This is a genomic window from Paracoccaceae bacterium (assembly GCA_019454225.1).
Taxonomy (GTDB): domain Bacteria; phylum Pseudomonadota; class Alphaproteobacteria; order Rhodobacterales; family Rhodobacteraceae.
Genome location: CP075370.1, coordinates 3,566,668 through 3,585,000, shown reverse-complemented (window position 1 = coordinate 3,585,000; position 18,333 = coordinate 3,566,668). Strand labels below are relative to the sequence as shown.

14 protein-coding genes, 1 tRNA gene and 2 rRNA genes (1 of these 17 only partly in view) are annotated in these 18,333 nt (G+C 62.4%); 11 read left to right on the top strand and 6 right to left on the bottom strand.

What is annotated here, in order from left to right:
- From KF887_17040 to KF887_17030, 3 genes are all read left to right on the top strand, one after another.
- A 23S ribosomal RNA gene (locus KF887_17040) occupies positions 1 to 897 on the top strand (it extends 1,940 nt beyond the left edge of the window).
- Positions 898 to 1,017: 120 nt separating this feature from the next.
- Positions 1,018 to 1,132 (top strand): 5S ribosomal RNA (gene rrf, locus KF887_17035).
- 94 nt (positions 1,133 to 1,226) lie between these two features.
- Positions 1,227 to 1,303: transfer RNA gene (locus KF887_17030), tRNA-Met, on the top strand.
- A 186-nt stretch (positions 1,304 to 1,489) separates the two neighbouring features.
- On the opposite strand, the gene KF887_17025 is transcribed toward KF887_17030, so the two are convergent.
- Together KF887_17025 and KF887_17020 are read right to left on the bottom strand one after the other, a co-directional pair.
- Positions 1,490 to 3,346, bottom strand: coding sequence for a DUF262 domain-containing protein (locus KF887_17025; protein QYK41070.1), 1,857 nt, complete (start codon positions 3,344 to 3,346; stop codon positions 1,490 to 1,492).
- An 11-nt stretch (positions 3,347 to 3,357) separates the two neighbouring features.
- Complete coding sequence (locus tag KF887_17020; protein QYK41069.1) at positions 3,358 to 3,627, bottom strand: hypothetical protein; 270 nt, start codon at positions 3,625 to 3,627, stop codon at positions 3,358 to 3,360.
- A 91-nt stretch (positions 3,628 to 3,718) separates the two neighbouring features.
- On the opposite strand from KF887_17020, the gene KF887_17015 reads away from it, so the two are divergent.
- Genes KF887_17015 through KF887_17005 form a run of 3 tightly spaced genes read left to right on the top strand, consistent with a single transcriptional unit; the run spans position 3,719 to position 5,880 of the window.
- Complete coding sequence (locus tag KF887_17015) at positions 3,719 to 3,940, top strand: hypothetical protein (protein QYK41068.1); 222 nt, start codon at positions 3,719 to 3,721, stop codon at positions 3,938 to 3,940.
- An 11-nt stretch (positions 3,941 to 3,951) separates the two neighbouring features.
- Positions 3,952 to 4,590 carry a hypothetical protein gene (locus tag KF887_17010; protein ID QYK41067.1) on the top strand — a complete coding sequence of 213 codons (639 nt, stop codon included), beginning with the start codon at positions 3,952 to 3,954 and terminating at the stop codon, positions 4,588 to 4,590.
- A gap of 27 nt (positions 4,591 to 4,617) precedes the next feature.
- Positions 4,618 to 5,880 (top strand): hypothetical protein, encoded by a 1,263-nt coding sequence (locus KF887_17005; GenBank protein ID QYK41066.1) that lies wholly within the window; start codon positions 4,618 to 4,620, stop codon positions 5,878 to 5,880.
- A gap of 5 nt (positions 5,881 to 5,885) precedes the next feature.
- Here KF887_17005 and KF887_17000 read toward each other — a convergent pair whose 3' ends face one another.
- The 4 genes from KF887_17000 to KF887_16985 all read right to left on the bottom strand — a co-directional run bounded on the left by KF887_17000 (position 5,886) and on the right by KF887_16985 (position 8,520).
- Complete coding sequence (locus tag KF887_17000; protein ID QYK41065.1) at positions 5,886 to 6,590, bottom strand: hypothetical protein; 705 nt, start codon at positions 6,588 to 6,590, stop codon at positions 5,886 to 5,888.
- Positions 6,587 to 6,931, bottom strand: coding sequence for a hypothetical protein (locus KF887_16995; protein QYK41064.1), 345 nt, complete (start codon positions 6,929 to 6,931; stop codon positions 6,587 to 6,589). The genes KF887_17000 and KF887_16995 overlap by 4 nt, the downstream gene beginning before the upstream one ends.
- A 560-nt stretch (positions 6,932 to 7,491) precedes the next feature.
- Entirely contained in the window at positions 7,492 to 7,848 is a 357-nt protein-coding gene (locus tag KF887_16990; protein ID QYK41063.1) for a hypothetical protein, read from the bottom strand.
- Positions 7,849 to 7,884: 36 nt separating this feature from the next.
- Positions 7,885 to 8,520, bottom strand: a complete 636-nt coding sequence (locus tag KF887_16985; protein ID QYK41062.1) for a hypothetical protein — start codon at positions 8,518 to 8,520, stop codon at positions 7,885 to 7,887.
- A gap of 9 nt (positions 8,521 to 8,529) precedes the next feature.
- Here KF887_16985 and KF887_16980 point away from each other — a divergent pair, with 9 nt between their 5' ends.
- From KF887_16980 to KF887_16960, 5 genes are all read left to right on the top strand, one after another.
- A complete protein-coding gene (locus KF887_16980; protein ID QYK41061.1) occupies positions 8,530 to 10,671 on the top strand; it encodes a hypothetical protein in 2,142 nt (713 codons plus the stop codon).
- A complete protein-coding gene (locus KF887_16975) occupies positions 10,668 to 16,607 on the top strand; it encodes a DEAD/DEAH box helicase (protein ID QYK41060.1) in 5,940 nt (1,979 codons plus the stop codon). The genes KF887_16980 and KF887_16975 overlap by 4 nt, the downstream gene beginning before the upstream one ends.
- Before the next feature lie 448 nt (positions 16,608 to 17,055).
- Entirely contained in the window at positions 17,056 to 17,544 is a 489-nt protein-coding gene (locus tag KF887_16970; GenBank protein QYK41059.1) for a hypothetical protein, read from the top strand.
- A gap of 44 nt (positions 17,545 to 17,588) precedes the next feature.
- On the top strand, positions 17,589 to 17,918 hold the full coding sequence (locus KF887_16965) for a hypothetical protein (protein ID QYK41058.1): 330 nt from the start codon (positions 17,589 to 17,591) through the stop codon (positions 17,916 to 17,918).
- A gap of 39 nt (positions 17,919 to 17,957) precedes the next feature.
- Entirely contained in the window at positions 17,958 to 18,110 is a 153-nt protein-coding gene (locus KF887_16960; GenBank protein QYK41057.1) for a hypothetical protein, read from the top strand.
- Positions 18,111 to 18,333 lie beyond the last annotated feature (223 nt).

The window sequence follows — 18,333 nt, the reverse complement described above, 5'->3', positions numbered from 1 at the left end:
TGTCTCTAACGTGGACTCAGCGAAATTGAACTGTGTGTCAAGATGCACACTACCCGCGGTTAGACGGAAAGACCCCATGAACCTTTACTCCAGCTTTGCACTGGCATCAGGAATGTGATGTGCAGGATAGGTGGTAGGCTTTGAAGCGTGGACGCCAGTTCGCGTGGAGCCTCCCTTGAGATACCACCCTTCGCCTTCTTGATGTCTAACCGCGGCCCGTCATCCGGGTCCGGGACCCTGCATGGTGGGGAGTTTGACTGGGGCGGTCGCCTCCCAAACAGTAACGGAGGCGCGCGATGGTGGGCTCAGACCGGTCGGAAATCGGTCGTCGAGTGCAATGGCAGAAGCCCGCCTGACTGCAAGACTGACAAGTCGAGCAGAGACGAAAGTCGGCCATAGTGATCCGGTGGTCCCAAGTGGGAGGGCCATCGCTCAACGGATAAAAGGTACTCTGGGGATAACAGGCTGATGATGCCCAAGAGTCCATATCGACGGCATCGTTTGGCACCTCGATGTCGGCTCATCTCATCCTGGGGCTGGAGCAGGTCCCAAGGGTATGGCTGTTCGCCATTTAAAGAGGTACGTGAGCTGGGTTTAGAACGTCGTGAGACAGTTCGGTCCCTATCTGCCGTGGGTGTAGGAGACTTGCGAAGAGTTGCCCCTAGTACGAGAGGACCGGGGTGAACGAACCACTGGTGGACCAGTTGTCGTGCCAACGGCAGTGCTGGGTAGCTATGTTCGGACAGGATAACCGCTGAAGGCATCTAAGCGGGAAGCCCCCTTCAAAACAAGGTCTCCCCTGAGGGCCGTGGAAGACCACCACGTCGATAGGCCGGAGGTGCAAGCGCAGCAATGCGTTCAGCTGACCGGTACTAATTGCCCGATAGGCTTGATTTGATCCAGTAACCGCAGGGAAACCCCCGCGCCTGGAACGTCAGAAGCAACACGGACTTGGAACAGAACTGATGATGCGGCAAAAGGTGCCACAGGCACCCGCGCCGCGCGTTTCTTCTTCGGTCTGGTGGCCATAGCACGCGCAAAACTCCCGATCCCTTCCCGAACTCGGCCGATAAGTGCCGTCGCGCCAATGGTACTGCGTCTCAAGACGCGGGAGAGTAGGTCACCGCCAGACCAAACAAGAAACGAAAACCCTCTCAACAGTCAAAACCATGCAGTGTCCCCGAAAGGGAACCGGCAGGCAGAACATGTCATTGCCTGCCAAATGGCGCGGGGTGGAGCAGCCCGGTAGCTCGTCAGGCTCATAACCTGAAGGCCGCAGGTTCAAATCCTGCCCCCGCAACCAAAATATACAAGCAAGATCAATGACATGCGCCCCGCCTCACCGCGGGGCTTTTTGCTGCCCAAACGTCAGGTCAACAATAGGTCAACAAACGGACGGATTCCGCGTGCAAGATCAGCGGGATAGTAGGTCAGCAGGATCGAGAACGGGCGAAAACCGCACTGGGCAAAGGTCGACAGGAAAGGCGGCCTATTCGGCCGCCTCAAGCCCCTCAGCCTCGTCCTCGATCATGTCCTCAACAGGCTCGTCTGTCGCTACCCCGCGATAGATCGCCTTGCCGGTCGCGGCCTCGATCAGCCCCAGCAGCGCCTCCTGGCGCCGTCCGACGAAACCGTCGAAGTCATCCGACCGTAGCAGCAGGGGATCGATCAGGTGGCTTTCAAGGTGGGTATCGATGGCGGCGTCTGATGCCGCGCCCTGCTTTGGCAGGCGCGCGAGATACACGGACGGCGCATCGCCACCCACGATCCGGTTCGTCTTCGAACTGAGCGGCGTCTTGTTGATGATGGTGTCATACCGCTCCCGCGTGATGCCGTTCTTCTGGCACCAGGCGCGGGGGAAGATGTGGTGGATGTCGACGGCCTCGTCGAAGTAGCTGGTTTGGTTGTAGCTTTGCCCCGACAAGAAATCCCGGGCCTGCTTGTGCATCAGCAGGGCATGCACGCCCTTGTAGGCTGCCGACAGACGTGACGTCATCGTCTTGAGGCGTTCCGGCCGGAAGGCCGAGTCCTTCACCGTTGTCGGCTCCGGCCCGCCATCGATCCATGCGAGTACATCGGCAAGGTCCTTGGCGAAACGGGTCTCGATCGCCCCGCCGTAAAGCTCGCCAAAAACCCCGCACCAATACCACTGGGCAAGCTTCTGGCGCACCGCCTCCTGCGTCCAGCGATCGCCAAGTTCCGTGAGGATGGCTGCCAGCGGCACCAGCTGCGACTGATAGGGGACGTCTTTGAACCAGAAGATGTTCTGACCGAAGAGGAACTTCCCGGCCTTCTTGAATCCCTCCTCCAGTGCGCCCGCATATTGCTTGTAGGCACCTAGCGGCACGCTCAGCACGGTATCACGGGTGCAACTGATTGCCGGGGCATCGCCGGGCAACTGCGCCGCCAGATGGTTAAGGCGGCGATCTCGGGTGAAAAGAAGCGCCAGCGCCTGAAAGAAATCGGTCGGCTGCAAACGCGTCAGTGGATGTTCCTTGAGGGCGATCGCGTCCTTCAGGTTCTTCGCGATCTTCGTCCATTCCTCGCGAAGCAAGAACCCTTCTTCCTCACCGGCGTAGATCGCCGTTAGCAGTTCGAACGCGTCGAGCTTCTTTCCGCCGGTGTTCACCTTCTCGAACACAAGGCAGACGGCTTCACGGCTTGTGCTCTTGCCGAGCTCGATTACCGGCATTTGGTACTGGTGAAAGGCAGACAGCACCTCGTTCAGGAACCGGAACCAGAACTGCATCTTGTCCGGGGCATACTTCCAGTAAGCGGCGAACTTGGTAAGCCAATCGTTCCAGTCGAAGATGCGGTTGGTCGGGAACATGCACTGTTCGAACTCGGCCTCTTCGGTCGTCAGATCCCGCACGACCTCCTTGCCGAAGTTCCGCGTCTCAATTTTGCTCTCGGGGACGCCGACGAAAGCGTCGATCCTATCGACACCCTCGTCGAGGGCGCGCGCCATGTCGATGTAGTAGAAGCGTTTGATCTTCTGCTTCTTGGTGTTCATCGTCTCGACAACGCCTTGGCGCATCGTCGTCTGATAGAGCGATGTCAGCCGCTGCTGCCCATCCAGCAGCAACGACTCGGGCGCGACACTTGCGCTGCCAGAAGGCGCACCTTCAATTGGGCGGGGCTTGAACTTCACCTCGCCGCCCGCCTGCAGGGTCATGATCGCACCAACCGGGAAGGACCGGGAAATCGAGGCCAGAAGCCCCCTCAAGCCTTCATCGTCCCAGACCCAGCCGCGCTGGAAATCCGGCAACTGGATCAGCCCGTCGCGCGCCCGCTTCAGAAGGTCATCCAGCGGCTTCTTGGTGCTGTCAAATTCTACCCGTGCCAATGCAATCCCACCTAGGAAATCCAATCGAGAGGCGGCGTCGCAAACCCGGAGTTCGGATTACGGCACCATTCCCAATAGGATGCCGGTAACCGCTTCTGAACCCAAGAGGAAAAGATGGGCCTCGGAAGCAGATTAGTCGAGGCGTCCCACATCGCATCGGCCTTGGTGGCGTCGATCGTGCCGTCGGCTTCCGTCGTGATCCGCCCCGTGGCGATTGCCTTGCGCACGGCGCTTTCATGCACACCGCGCAAGGCGCCATAGGCGCGCCGCGACAGCCCCATCTTGCGACATTCTCCAATTAAGTCAGTGATTTGGACTTGCTCTTCGGACTGTCTCCGCAATGTCTGCGACACCTTGAAACGGAGGTTCCCGATGCCCGCCAAGACCGCCCCGATGACCGGCTTTGAGGCCAATTGCCTCGCCGCCGCCGACCACTTTATCGCCTGCCGCGGGTCCAAGCCCGCGACCCGCATCCGCGCCCGGTTTGACCGGATCGATCAGGCCGAAGCCTTCGCCGCCACCTTCGGCGATAGCCGCACCATGATCTACGCGATCACGGCCGAAGGCCGCTCCGCCCACATCAAGAACGCCTGAAGGAGGCCCCGATGTTCACCAACCTCTCCGCCGTCCAGATCAACCGCCTCGCCCAGCGCCTGAGCGATGCCCCCTTGGGCCGCAGCGCCAGCGTGGCTGCCGCCGCCGAACGGTTCGAGCGGCTGCTGGCCGCCAAGATCGGTGCCGATCGCGCGCCAAAGGCGATCAAGGTGATCCTGACCGCACCGGGCTTCGAAACCGCCGAAGGGCGGCTGGCGGCCGAACTCGACGCCTGCGAGCCAGACGCCCGGGCAGAACCTGCGCCGCCCCCGGTTGCGCCGGAAGCGATCATTGAACTGGCCCCAGTTGTCGAACAGGCCGCAGAAACCGAAGCCGCGCCCAGCGCCCCGCGCCGCCGCCGGGATGCCGATCTCGAGGCCAAGGCCCGGCAGGGCGAACTGCCTCCGCCGCCCGACTTCTCCGCCCCGACCCATGCCCGCTTCCGGGCCAAGCTGGCCGCGCTGGTGGAACTGGCCGGGAAGGCCGACGTCAGCGGCCTGCGCGCCATTTCGATCAACCCGGTCTCATCCAGCCCCAAGGCGCTGACCCGCTACCGCGACCTCGCAGTGCTGGCCATCGAGGCCCAAGCGGAGCAGAGGCTACAGCGGTTGAGAAAACAACTCCCCCACCTTCCGGGATGTGACAATTGAAACAGTGCGGCCGTTCCTACATAGTGCGTGCTCATTACCAAGCGGCGGAGGGCAAGCTTGCCGGATAGTGTGGTCACCCTGTGGAATAGTCTTGTAGCTTCTTTGCAGTCCATTTTCATCTTCGTGACTTGGGAAACTGTCAAGAATTCATTGATTTTTGTTGGAGGCATTGCTGCAGGACAAGTTACTCGACTCGTCTTGACTAAATTTGGCATTGGCGCGACGGGAATGCTATCAAGATGGCGAAGAAAGCGCGCCCTCACCAAGCTTGACAAGGCTAAATTGGTTGGCCCGGGTTTTCGCGTAATCGAATACGGGCCTTCCATAATCGTTGAAGACGATGCACTTGTGGACAGCGGAGAGTCCTTTCATATTGCGCCGCCTAACGAAGAGGTCGCCGAGATTGCTAGGATTACAGGCGGTCAACTGTCCTTTTCTCTTCCTCAGGCATTCGGGCGTCATCCTGAGGAGTTCTTTGCAACACACGCCTCCGGTAGATACATCGAGTACTATCGGGAAGCCCTTAGGATCGAAACACGGAGGGTTTGCGACCAAACTACCTCGATGCTGTTCAATGGGCCCCTCTATGGAATTAGGTCGCTTAGGTCCGGAATTCGAGCTGGCAATGATGAACGACCAAAGCTGTTTGCAAGGTTCTACCGCACTGACTACTTCACGTTTCTTGTAGTTCAGAAAATGATTGACCTAATGAGCGATGCTGACAAGGAGCGGCTCCTTTCACTGAACTCGAATTCATCTGTAATCGCCGAGGAATTCTTCCCATTCATTCCGTCGGTTGGGCTCAATGCTTTTGTGTTCTCAGAAGATGAGCGCAAGGTCTTTCTCGTAATTCGGTCCAAGAATGCTGCAAGGTTTGAGGGTCAACGTGATATCTATCCCTCGGTCAACGAGGCGCTTTCGCAGACAGATGTTGTCAATACGGTTAAGAATGGAGAGTGCCCTTCGTTAAGGAGATGTCTGAGCCGGGGCTTTGAAGAGGAGTTGGGCATAACTGAAAGCTACCTTGAGGATATCCAATTTTCTCATGTAGCCTACGGGACGGTGGGTGTCGGATTAGGAATATTTGCAACTTGTAAGACGACGAAGACATTTCAAGAAATTAGGGATCTGATGCCAGCCAAAGATCGAGCAATTGAGGTCACCGATTTCATCGAAGTGGACTTTAACAAGAAGGGTATATTGAAGATCATCAATGATGGGCGCTGCTCACGCCACGTTGCCGCTTCGCTGTTGATGATCGCAGCGGCACGAGGTATTTCAGTCACTTGATTTGCTCAACCTTTTGCCAGCGGCGCAACGTTCCAGAACAGCACTCGCCCCGGCCCGCGCATGGCAAGGCACAACTCCCAGGCTTTCGCGTCGTAGTGTGGATCAGCCGGGAAGGGGGCGCCCAGCGCGGCGCGGTCGCTGAACTTGCGGGGATGGACATGGATCGTGGCTCCGCCGACCTCGCGCGGGGTGAGGTCGCGGCCGATCTGGACGACGTGGCGCCGGGCTTTCGGCCAGGCGGCGGCGAGACCGCGAGCGAGGACGCCGGACCCGGCTGCACACCAGAACTCTTCGGGTTCAAAGGCTGCCAGGCGGGCGGCGGCGGCGATTGCTTCGACCGCACCGGGGATTTCGGCGCCGAAGGTGATCAGGCTGGCGCCGGTGTTGCGGCAGTATTCGCGGGCGCGCGATTGCACGACCGACAGATAGCCCGGGCTGATCGGCACGACCTTGGCGCCGAGGCGGGCGGCCTCAAGCGTGCGGGGATGGGGCCGGGTGCGGGCTGCCACGAAAATCGTGGCGCGCTTGCCGAGGCGCCGGGCAACAGTGGCGATCGCAGTCTGGGCGCCGCGTTCTGGCGGGCTGGCATAGACCGCCTCCTGCACCCCGTCGAACACCTGAGCGATGAACCGGGCCTTGGTGCCGCCCGGGAAAAGGTCGTCGCGGACAACGGCGATGCCGTGGTGCATCTCGAGGATCGGGGCGGTCACTGGTCGTCCTCCGGGTCGTCACTGGGTTCGCCATCCGCCGCTTCGATCTCGCCAAATTCCACCGGCCCGCAGGCCTCGGTCGCCTTGCGGGGATCACCTTTGCAGAACACCAGCACGTTCTGGTGGGTCCGGCCGAGCTTGCGGGCGGCGGTAAACTGGCGACCGACGCGGATCGGCAGCGAGCCAACAGCAGTGACGAGGATCGCATCGTTGTAGAAGCGGGCGCCTGCGGCCTCGAAGGCTTCGACCGTCAGGCCCGGCAAGTTGACGAAGAACCCATCGGCATCGCGGACATCGCCGATCACCCAGACAGCGAAGCGGTTCGGCCGCAGGCGGGCCACAGTCCGGGCGATGATCTTGGCCGCTGACCAAATCGCGGGGTCTGATAATGGCTTGCCTTGCGACGAGACCGAAGCCCTCCTACCCTGCGCGAGGCCTCTCAAGATGACTACCAGACCATCAATGCGATTGCGCCGGATTTCACGCAGCCGTAGGTGTTGCTGGGTGGTCTTGTTAGCGCAACCCAATCCCCGACAAAGGATCGATAGGGGGTGATGACCGCGATCTCTAACCGGATCGTGCAGATCGCGAACATGGCGTTCGACTGCGCCGGGGTGGCCTCCCCTTCTGTGCGCAAGGCACCAATACCTCAGTGAAGGTCAGAGGTGCTGATTAATGCCTATCAGAAGAGGCCGCGCTCTGAAGGCTACGACAGGCTCATGATCTAGAGGGCGAGAAGTCAGGTTGCAGATCATGTATTGAATCGGTTCAGACTTTCCGCAACGATATGACAAGTATCAAGTTTCGACGCGGAGATTTCGTGAACTGCCGAACATCCGACTTTCTGCTTTACCAGCAACTGAAGCGTCCAGAAGCTCCCCCGTTCCTTGGTCTCCTGACCCTAGGTGACGGGGCACGAGACGAGGCTCTTTCGCGGGTGCGCACCTTTCTTGGCGGCAGTGCCCAGGCCATCCCTCGGCTGTTCCAGGCGCACGGATACCTGGCAGGGTGGACAGTGGCCCATGCCCTGAACGACAATTACGGCGGAAATGATCTGCGCATCTACGCGCATCTGGAAGATGTGCTGGGCGTACCGATCCGGACGCCGGCGGTAAGAGAAGACCTGCATCGAAGCTTTCTGGCGCTTTGCGACAGGCTGGGCCTGCCCAGCCGGGGTCTGGATCGGATGGTAGACCTGTATCTCCTGCATGCCGGGGTGCCGCGGGCGCATATCCAGCAGCTGATCGAGGCGTTCCAACGCCAGCATGATCTGTTCGGCGCGCCGCCGGAGGACTCATCGACCCTGCTGAACCGGTGGGAGGATGATGCGCTGGAATTTCTGCACCCTACGGTCATCACGCCGCGGCGGGCGATTCTTTGGGATGAAACCGCGTGGCACGCCCGGCTTTATGCGCGGGTTGCCGCGAACCCGACCGGGTTTCAGGCCAAAAGCCCGTTCGAAGGCTTCTTTGCCGAGTGCTTTGCAAAGGCCGGTGCCGAGCGTGCGCGTGGTGGCGTGGCTGCGGCCCTTCCGCCCCGCCCGCGGCTGGTCTGGGGCGCCGACGGGCTGGCCTTGCGGCTTCCGCGGGCCAATGGCCGGATCGCCGTGCAGATGGATGATGCGGACCGCCCCCTGCGCCTGAAAGGGGGCGAGGATTGGGCCTTGGAGCAACCCTGGCCCAGACGGATGTCGGGGCAGATTGACGGGCTGCCCTTTGCGGTGGATTTTCTGGCCGATGATAGCCGCTTTGCTGTCTTCGACCTGACGGCTGGCCAGTTGCTTTGTGAAAGCGCGGGGCATGGGTCCCGCGACCTCATGCTGGATACCTCTGAGGCGCTGGTTGCCGCGCGCCGCCCCTTTGTGCTGGATGATCTTGATGCCGTGCCCCTGGGCGACGGCTGTTTCCTGCAGCGGGTGGTGTTGGACCACAGGCCAAGGATGCTGCGGATCGGCGGGCAGGTCATTGCCCTGGCGACACGACCGCGGCGCCGTCTGGGGCTGATCGGTGCGGAAATCGCCAATGGGCCACAGGGGCGTCTGTTTGGCCCGGAAGCAGTGCTCCGGGTGGAAACCGGCTTGTCCGTGACCGAAACGCGCCGTCTGCGGCTGAGTATCGCCGGTGTGGACAGGGTGATCGACGTGGCCGTGACCGAGGGGATTGGCGAATGCCGGTTGGCCGATTGCCTACCCGTCGGGCTGCCGCCGGGGCCGGCGCGGCTGCGGCTGGAGCTTCTGGCGCCGGATCGGGAAGCGCGATCGGCGGGGATCACCCTTGGCGCCTTTGTCTGGAACGAGTTCGAGGCTGCGCGCGGGTTGGACTTGATCTGTGCGGCGGTGCCTTCGAACTTTCTTCCATCGCATTCCCAGCATGTCAGCGCCTTTGACCGCGGCTTGCACCTGGACCCCAAGGGGGGGTACGCCCACGCTCTGGCCGCCTTTGGGATCGAGGGTGAGGTGGTATCGTTCCGTCTTGCTTGGCCCGATATCAGTCTGGTGCGCCTGCGGTCGGATGGTGTGGTCAGCCCGGTGCCTTTGGGGGCCCGGATCGGGGTAGGGGCGGACGACAGGTTTGGTCATGTGTCGATCCGCTGCCCAGATCGCGGAGCGTCCTTGCGGGTGGGGGCGCGGCATGAAGCCCAGCCCTTTGCGCTGGGAATGACGCGAAACATCGCAATCTCGGAGCTTGTAGGGCAGACCGGTGCAGTTGTGCTTCGGCGGTCGAACGGCGCCGAAGTTGTGCTGTTTGAAATCGTGGATGCCTTGCAGCCCACGCGGTTTGACCTGCGCCCCGTGCGGGTGGGGGTGCAGGCCACATTTGCCATCGGCACTCCAATCGACGCCATCGCAGTCGAGGCCGAGGACGAGATGGGCAACCGTGGCTTTCACGAGATCGCGCTTGGACGAAGGCCCGTGCGGCAGGCCGCGCCCGACTGGCTGCGCGCCGCGTTTTCGGGCAACGACACCCGCGAGGTGGTGCTGACCATCGCGCAGCGGCCGGCCGATCAGGGAATGATGATCGGGCGCGTTTTCGTGCGGCCTGACAGCGCGAACGCGGAACATCGCTGGCGCCCGTTGCGAAATGGCCGGGGCGATACTTATGCGTTGCCGCTGGTGGCCCCACACAGTCTGTCTGATGCGCCGGTCGATTTCATCCAGACCCGGTTCGAGACGCTGTGCCGCTGGCTTTCGGATTGCTATGCGGCGGACTGCTGGCTGGACCACGGGCTGGAGCGCAGCCTGTTGCCGCGCTGGCACAGTCTGGGCGGCGTAATTGCAGGTCTGCCGCTGGCGGGCGGGCTCCTGATGCGGGCGGCGCTGGTGCCGGCGCCGGGGGAAACCTCGCCCAGCTGGGTCCCGATGGTGCACCCGGTGGAGATTGATCCGGGCCTTTACTCCGCCCCCACCGCGGCCTTCGATGCCCTTGCCGATCAGGTAGACGATGGGCTGCGGGTAGGAGCGCGGATGGGTGCCCTATCGCGCGAACGCCTGCGCGAGGGGCTTTTGCACGGGCAGGCGCTGATTGCCTTTGCTAATGCCGCGCAAGTCGAGCGGAACCCCGACACGGTGCTGGCGGGATTTCGACCCGAACGCTTTTTCAAGCTGTTTCCCCATATGGATACTGATCCCGGGGCAGGGTGGTTCTGGCATGGAACACCGATCCTTGGCCCGGCCCATCTGCGGGCGGCGCAGTTGCGGATGCTGGAGCGGTTCGAGGCGGCCAATGTGCTGTTTGATCCGCAGAGCGAGGGCGGCGGCAACAGCCGGCGCGGCGAAGCCCTATCGACACTTGCGGCCCATGTTCTTGCGCAATGCTCTCCCGAACTGCGCCCGCCCATGCCCAAGCGCCGGCCAGAGGATGACCGGCCCCCCGCGGTCGATTTGGCGGTTGCGGCCACGCTTTCCGAGTTTGCCCGTGCCAGCCGGACCGGTTCAGCCGGCCAGTTTATCGAAACGTTGGCCGCAAGCCTGAACTGGCGGGCGTCGGATGTACTGGCCTCAATCGGCTTTCTGCTGCGGCTGGCGCCTGAATTGTTCTTCTATTTTCTACTTGTCTGGCAGTTGGCCGAGGTGCGCCCATGACCCACGAACTTGACCCGCTTCTGTTCAAGACCCGGCTGCGTGAGACCCTTGCCCGCTATACCTCGACGGCGGCGGGGGTTTCGGCGGCCCGTGCGCCGCTTCTGGCGCAGCGGGTGGCAGCAACGATTGCGGCGGCTGATCTGGTGAAGGGCCCCTATGTGGAAAGCCTGCCGGATTTCGAGAAAGGCGCTTCGATCCGCCAGATGGTGCAGGACGGGCGGCTGCACAGGGGTTGGGCGGCGCTCGATGGCAGCGACAGCGGGCGCGCCCTGATGGACCGGCCGTTGCACCTGCATCAGGCGGCGGCCATCGGGCTGGACGAAAACTATCTTGTGGCCACGGGAACAGGTTCGGGTAAGACGGAATCCTTCCTGTTTCCGCTGGTGGACAGTCTTCTGCGCGACACTGATTTGGCGCGGCCCGGGGTTCGGGCCATTCTGGTCTATCCGCTGAACGCGCTGGCCAATGACCAGATGCATCGGATCTCGCGGCTCTTGTTTGCCGACCTGAAGGACCCCGGCATCACGCTGGGCCGATACACCGGTCAGGTCCGGTCGAACGAGATGCGCAGCGACGTGGAAAACGATCTGGTGCAAAGTCCGTCGTTCCAGGCAAACTTTCCCGATGTGACCCGCGTTCCGGCCAACTGGCTTCTGTCGCGGCAAGAGATGCTGGACACCCCGCCGCATATCCTGATCACCAACTATGCAATGCTGGAGCACATCCTGCTTCTGCCGCGCAACCGTCGGCTTCTGGAAGGGGCAGACCTGAAATGGATCGTGCTGGATGAGGTGCATACCTACACCGGGGCGCAGGCGATCGAGGTGGCCTTTCTGCTTCGCAAGCTGAAAACCCATCTGGGTTTGGCGACGGGGCGGCTGCGGTGCGTGGGCACCTCGGCCAGCCTTGATCCGGCCCGGCGCGACGAACTGGCGCGGTTTGCCGAGAACCTGTTCGGCGAACCCTTTCCCAGCGGGGATGCCGCGGTCGTCACTTCGGAACGGCGGCTGCATCCGCGGCTGACTGAAGGTGAAGCAACCCACAGGATTGACCCACAGACCTGGGTGCAGATCGGCGAGGTGATTGCCGAACTGCGGGCAGCGAACGTTTTCTCCGATGAAAGTGCCGAACATCAGGTGGGCGAATGGAACGCCGCTATGGAGGGTGCAGGGATCGGTGCGCTGCGGCTGGAGGGCCACCACCTAGGCGAGGCGCTGATCCACGTGCTTTCAGGGCTGGCCGAAGTACGGCAGGTGGCGCGCGCTTTGATGGGCCGATCGCTGCCGTTCGACGGATTGGCGCGGCTGGTTTTTGGCGATGATCCGGGGCTTGCTCGACAGGCACTGACCGCGCTGATTGCGGCGGGGGTTCTGGCCAAGCCGGCGATCAGCGGTGCCTTTCCGCTGTTGCCGGCGCGTTATCACCTTGCGGCCTCGGGTGTGGAAGGGCTGGCCCTAACACTGTCGGCGGAAAATCCCGAACATTGGGAAGGGCTGCCGCAGGTTAGTCGCACTGGAACGCATGTGGATGGCGTTCCGGCCTATCCGCTTCTGGTCTGTCGCAACTGTGGCGAGCCCTATGTCGAGGGATGGGATGATGGCCATGCCCTGCATCCCCGGCCCGATTTGGCGCAGCGAGGTACGCGCCGCGTGTTGCGGCTGGTCGGCGCGGGTCAGAGCGCGTTTGAGGACGATGCCGAAGAGGTTGAGGCTGCCGGAGCCGAGGCGGTGGAGCTGTTCTGGTTCGATCCTAAGACCGGTGACCTGATAGACGGGCCCGGGGATGGTCTGCTGGGGCTGCAAGAGGCCGAGATGGTGCAGGACACCGAGGAGCGGCGCAGCTATGTGAAACGCTGCCTGTCCTGCGGGCAAAGGGGCGGCCGCTATGCCGAGCCGGTGACAGCGATCAACCCCGGTGACGACGCTCTGGCCGCTGTCGCCGCTCAGACGCTGATCGAAGCCCTGCCACCGCCGGCCAATCGCGATTCGGATGCGCCAATGAAGGGGCGTAACCTGCTGGTCTTTGCCGACAACCGTCAGGATGCGGCGTTCTTTGCCCCCTTCTTCGAACGCACGGCTCGAGATCAGGCCCTGCGCGCGGCTATGGTCGAAGCGCTGAAGCGAGCCGAGGACGAGAAGCTGGACCTGGAAGGGCTGAAGGAGGGGGTCTGGCGGGCCCTGCGGCGCGAAGGTTTCCGGCTTTATGACCGGCGCAACCCCGAACCCTTGGGCAGCACGGCGGTGAAGGACAGGCTGCTAGCGCTGATTGCCGGAGAATTGTGTGACGGAGCCCTGCGGCTTTCGCTTGAGACGTTGGGCCTGATGGAGGTGCAGTATCACGGCGAGGATCAGGTGGTGCGCAGCGTTGCCCAGGCCCTGCCCGAAGGCCGGCAGCGGCTTGCCGCGCCGCTGGTTCGGTTCCTGCTGGACCAGATCCGTTATTCCCGCGCGATCAACGATCTGGGTGGGGTGATTGACCTGACGGATGAAACCCTTTGGGGCGAGGGCAAGGCCAGCGGTGACATTTCCTGGGCCGAAGTCCGGGTGAAAGCGTCGCGCCGATTGCACACGTTGATGCCTGCGCCGAATGCGCAGAACCGGATCAGCTGGCTTTTGGGCCAGAAGCTGGGTTTTTCGCCCGACCAGATAGGCACGGCGATGCGTGCCTTCTGGCAAGCCGCCACACGGCCGGGCTCGGGCCTTCTGAGACCGGGAGGCCATGGTCATGTGCTGAATCTGGCGGCGCTGCGGATGGTTTCGGCGCCTGCAGGCAGCCTGTATCGCTGCCGCAGTTGTGGAGCGGTAGCGCATGTTGATCTGGATGGCCAATGCACAGCCTGGCGCTGCATCGGCGAGGTCGAGAAGGTTTCGCGCGAGGCTCGCGCACTAGCGGAGCGTTCCAACCACTACCTTGAGCGCTATCGCGCGCGGCCACAAAGCGCGATCGCCCGTGAACATACCGCCGCCATCGGCGTATCGGAACGGGCCGAGATCGAAGAGCGTTTCCGCCGGGGTGAAGTGAACCTGCTTAGTTGCACCACCACAATGGAAATGGGGGTCGATCTGGGCGATCTTGAGGCCGTGTTCTGCCGCAACGTTCCGCCGGGTATCGCGAATTACCAGCAGCGTGCAGGCCGTGCTGGCCGACGGGCACAAGTTGCGCCAATTGCCCTGATGTTGGCGCGGGGAAGCCGATATGACCAGTCAAGTTTCCGCAACCTGCAATCCTATCTGGAGGCGCTGCCCGCGCCGCCGTACCTGACCCTAGAAAACCCCGACTTCTTCCGCCGTCACCAGGTGTCCATGATCCTGTCGGGCTGGCTGGACCATCGCCTTGCCGGGTCCACCAAGACAGGTGCGCCGCAGTTGCGCGACATTCTTGGCGAAAGTCTGGACCATGCGCGCGAAGCCGCCCTTCTGGCCGATCTGCGATCCTGGTTAGCGTCGGATGCGGGCAAGGCGGCGCTAGCATCTGCCGATGCCCTGGCGGGAGCGCTTCCTGGTTCTCTGGCGTCGGTCTCCCTGCGCGGGGCCGATCTTGCGGCGCATTTCCTTCAGAAGGTGGAAGGTTTTGTCGCAGTAATCGCCGGGCGCTGGCGCGGGATACACGAGGGCTATGAACAGGCTATGGCCGCGCATCATTCGGCCACGACTGACGCGGAAGGTCAAAAGGCGCTAAGACGGGCAAATGGCCGGATGCGCGACAAGAAGCTGTACCTTGATCGGTTTGTGGTCGAGGCGATGTCGCGCGCAGCCGTGATCCCGACCTACAGCTTCCCGGTTCATTCCATTCATCTGGAAATCGTGACCGATCAGCAATCGCACGGTGATCAGGGCCGGGCGCTGCAACTGGACCGGGACGCCAGCCTTGCTATCGCGGAATATGCCCCGGGTGCCGAGGTGGTAGCGGGGGGCCGCATCTGGACCAGCGAAGGCATTGCCCGAAAGGCTGCCATCGGCGGCGGCGATGCCTGGACCGAAAAGGGTTATTACCGCATCTGCCCGTCTTGCAACCATGTGCAGATTCACGACGACCGTGAAGGTTTTGACGAAGCCTGCCCGCAATGCGGGGCGGGTCAGCAAGGGCTGAAGGTGCGTTTCATTGAACCCTTCGGCTTCCTGACCTCCTACACCGGGCGCATGGGGCGCGACCCAGGTTCATCCCGCCTGCGTGTGCGCCCGGTGGACGAAGCGCGGCTGCTGACCCGCGCGATGGAAGAGGATTTCCGTTCCTCTGACCTGAACGGGGTGATGAGCTTCTTTGCTCCCGCTGTGCCGCGCAGCGGGGAAAAGCCGGGGCAGATGTTCATCGTGAACCGCGGGCCGCAGGGCAAGGGCTATCTGTGCTGTCGGCTTTGCGAATACGCCATGCCGGCCCCACGCGATCTTTCCCATGGGGCCGAAGTGCAGAAGCGGCACGACAATCCCCGCACCGGCGAGACCTGCCCGGTGGACAAGTTGGGCTGGCCTGTCGATCTGGCCCATATCTTTGAAACCGATCTGCGGGCAATCCGCTTTTCCACCCCTTTGCCCGATTTCGGGCGCAAGAAGGAAAGCGAAACTCGCGAGGCGCGCGAAGGCTTTGTGCGCACCCTGTCCGAGGCCTTGAGGCTGGCGGCGACCGACCTTCTGGAAACCGACCCGCGCGATATCCGCGCCACAGCCGAAATCCCGACTGGGCATCCTTCGGTGATCCTGTCTGATGCCGTACCGGGCGGGGCGGGCTATTGCCGCCGCCTTCTGGCCGATGACGAGCCGCGCTTTTCGGCGCGCGCCCTGATCGGCCGCGCCTTGCAGATACTGGAATGCCCAAGTGGCGATACCTGCGAGACAAGCTGCCCGCATTGCCTCAACGATTTTTCCAACCAGCAGCACTGGGATAAGTTGAACCGCCATCCGGTGCGTGCCTGGCTTTCGGGCGTACTGGCCCAGACGCAGCCGCGGCCCGCGCAAGCGCCGGCGGATGTGGTGCCGATTGCCAATACGGCAGCCGAAACGATTGGCCTGCGTTTGCAAGGTGCCAGCCTGATCATTCTTGCAGCGCAGGCTCTGTGGGGGGCACAGGGGCACGAGCAGTCGACGGCAAGCCTGCGAGCCTTGCGCAGCTGGCTGGACGATGACCGGACCCGGAAGGTTTACTACCTGATCCCAGACAATGCCGACTTGGCCGGGGCAGGGGCCACGGGTCTTGACCGGCGTCTGGTGGATGGTTTGGTTGAGTATGAGCGGAACGCGCAGATCGAGGTGCAGCTGGCCCGCGCCGATCGTCTGGCCGCGGCGCCGCGGCTGACGGTGGTGAAGCAAGGCGCGGCCGAGGAGTTCTGGGCCGAGGCTGGGGCGCCCCCGGTGCTGGAGGGGCCTTTGGCCGGCGTTTCGCATTTCGGCCGGAGGGTGCTGGCCGATAGCTGGATCGGCGGCAGTATCCGCGATCTTTCGGTACGAAAGGGCGTGCTGGAAGCGTTCAATGCACGCATCCGCCGTTTTGACTATCGCCCGGGCACGCCCCGCGATCTGTGCCGCGTGTTCGAGGCGGTGTCGGGCCGGCAGGTCGATCTACACATCGAAGACCCGTGGTGCCTTGCCCGACCGCTGCAACGCGAAAAGCTGGAAGCCTTCCTGACAATGCTGAAAAAGCAAGGCGTGCTGGTGCGCCGGCTGACGCTGGTGTGGGAGCCGGCAAATACCCCCGACCTGCCACTGCGCGATCAGATCGAGGCGGCGGAACAGCACCTTGGCCGGAAGGGGCTGTTCGCCCAGTTGCGACCCGAACCGTCCGACCGCAACCGCCGCCGCCATTTCCATGACCGGTTTGTGGAGGCCACCACGGTGGATGCGCTTGCCCCGCTGAAGGCACGGTTCGACATCACCGCCGGGATAGACAATCTGATGTCGCTGCAGAAGGAATGCGCCGTTTTCCTAACGATTGAGCGCCTGTAACCGTGGGGCAGCTTACACTGCGACTATTCTGTCGCAACCTGTGCTCGGGTTGCTTATGCTTGGATGAAGCAAATTCCTTCGGCGATCGCGCAAGAAAGCCCAGCTGGGCGAACGCATCTGTCACCGGATTTCCCCCGCAGACGCCCACTGTCGCGCCAAGCTGACTGCGCTCGCGAAACTATCCTGATCAGCCGACTAAAGCGGGCTGCGCGCTAGTGCGGCGAATTGGGTCTTATCCACCCCCAACCGCGGGCTCGCTACTGCGAACTCGCGGTGCTGGCGGTCGAAGCCCTGGGGGCGGGGTTCGAAAACTTGGGACCGGGCTGATCGTTGCTTTGTCCGCACTCTAGAAGTTTGCGGTCGCCTCCCCCTCTTCGCGACGCGCGCCACGTCACCCTTGAAAACGTATCCGGGATACGCCATCTTGTCATGAGTAGGAGTGCGTCCGATGTCGGTTCAAGAGAGGATCAAGCGGTACAAGTCAACTGGCGGGGCAGCGGGCCTTGTCCGGGTCGAAGTCTTGGTGCCGTCCGAAGATCGTGCGCAGATTCTGGCCATGGCCGCAGAGCTTCGCGCGCGCCACCGTGCCCTGAAGCCCGCACCCACAGCACCGGCCGTCAACCGCGAGACGGTCAATGACCGTGCAAAGCTGATCTTGCACCGTCTGGTCGCAGGGCATCTGCGCCGCAGTGACCGGCTTCTGGTGGAAGCCCGGCAGCGCTTCAAGGCCATGCCGCAGCCGGTGCCCGACTATGTTCGGGACTGGCTCGAAATCCTTGACCAACCGGTCGGCGTGGTTGCAAGGCTGATCGTGAAGCGATCGGATGCTCTGACGCGGCTTCGCACTGCCTCTCCTTTCCGGCTATCGGCCGCCTATGACGACCCTGCCTGGCGCCGCCGCGTCTGGCAGAAGGCAAAACTCGGTGTGGCCCAGTGAGGCCAGTCCGCGATCGCGACGATCTTTTGCGCGCGGCACGTTCGGTGGCTGAGCATTTCCAGGCCGACCGTGTCATTGTGGTCGGCAGTCAGGCCATTCTGCTGACATGGCCCGACGCTCCGATGGCGCTAAAGATCACGCCCGAGATCGACCTCTATCCGGAAAACAACCGGGACTGGGAGGCGCGGAATCCAGGGTTCGAAGCATCTGAGGAAATCAGCGCGCTATTCGGCGAGATGTCTGCATTTCACCAAAGGTTCGGCTTCTATCTGGACGGTGTTGATGAGAACACGGCCCAGATGCCACCTGACTGGATGAAACGCGCGGCGACCGCCGAAATCGACGTCTATGGCCGGACCGTGGTCATCGTTTGACCGGCAATTCAGGATGTGGTCGTTTCGAAACTAAATCGCTTGGCCGAAAAGGATGTGGACTTCATTCGAGAATGCGTTGCCGCCGGTCGCATCGAGGTTGCTTCGGTTCTTGCGGGCCTGCGCGCGACAAAGCCTGACCCAGCCATTCTTTCGCGGGCGCAAAGCCTGTTTGAGGGAATGGCCACGCGCTGAAATGCAGGTTGGCCTGGAAGGGAGCGGCCAGCGCTGCGTGATCACTGAACTTGCGGGGATGGATGTCGTTCGTTGTTCTGGCGACCTGCCGCGGTGAGAGGGCGCGGCCGACGCCGCTGAGGTGCAAGCCGGGGTGCGCCCGAAACCCTTCCTTGCATCCATGAGTAGCAAGGTTATCAATCAGTTGATCTAAAGTTTAGCACCAGAAGCCCCAGTTTGACCC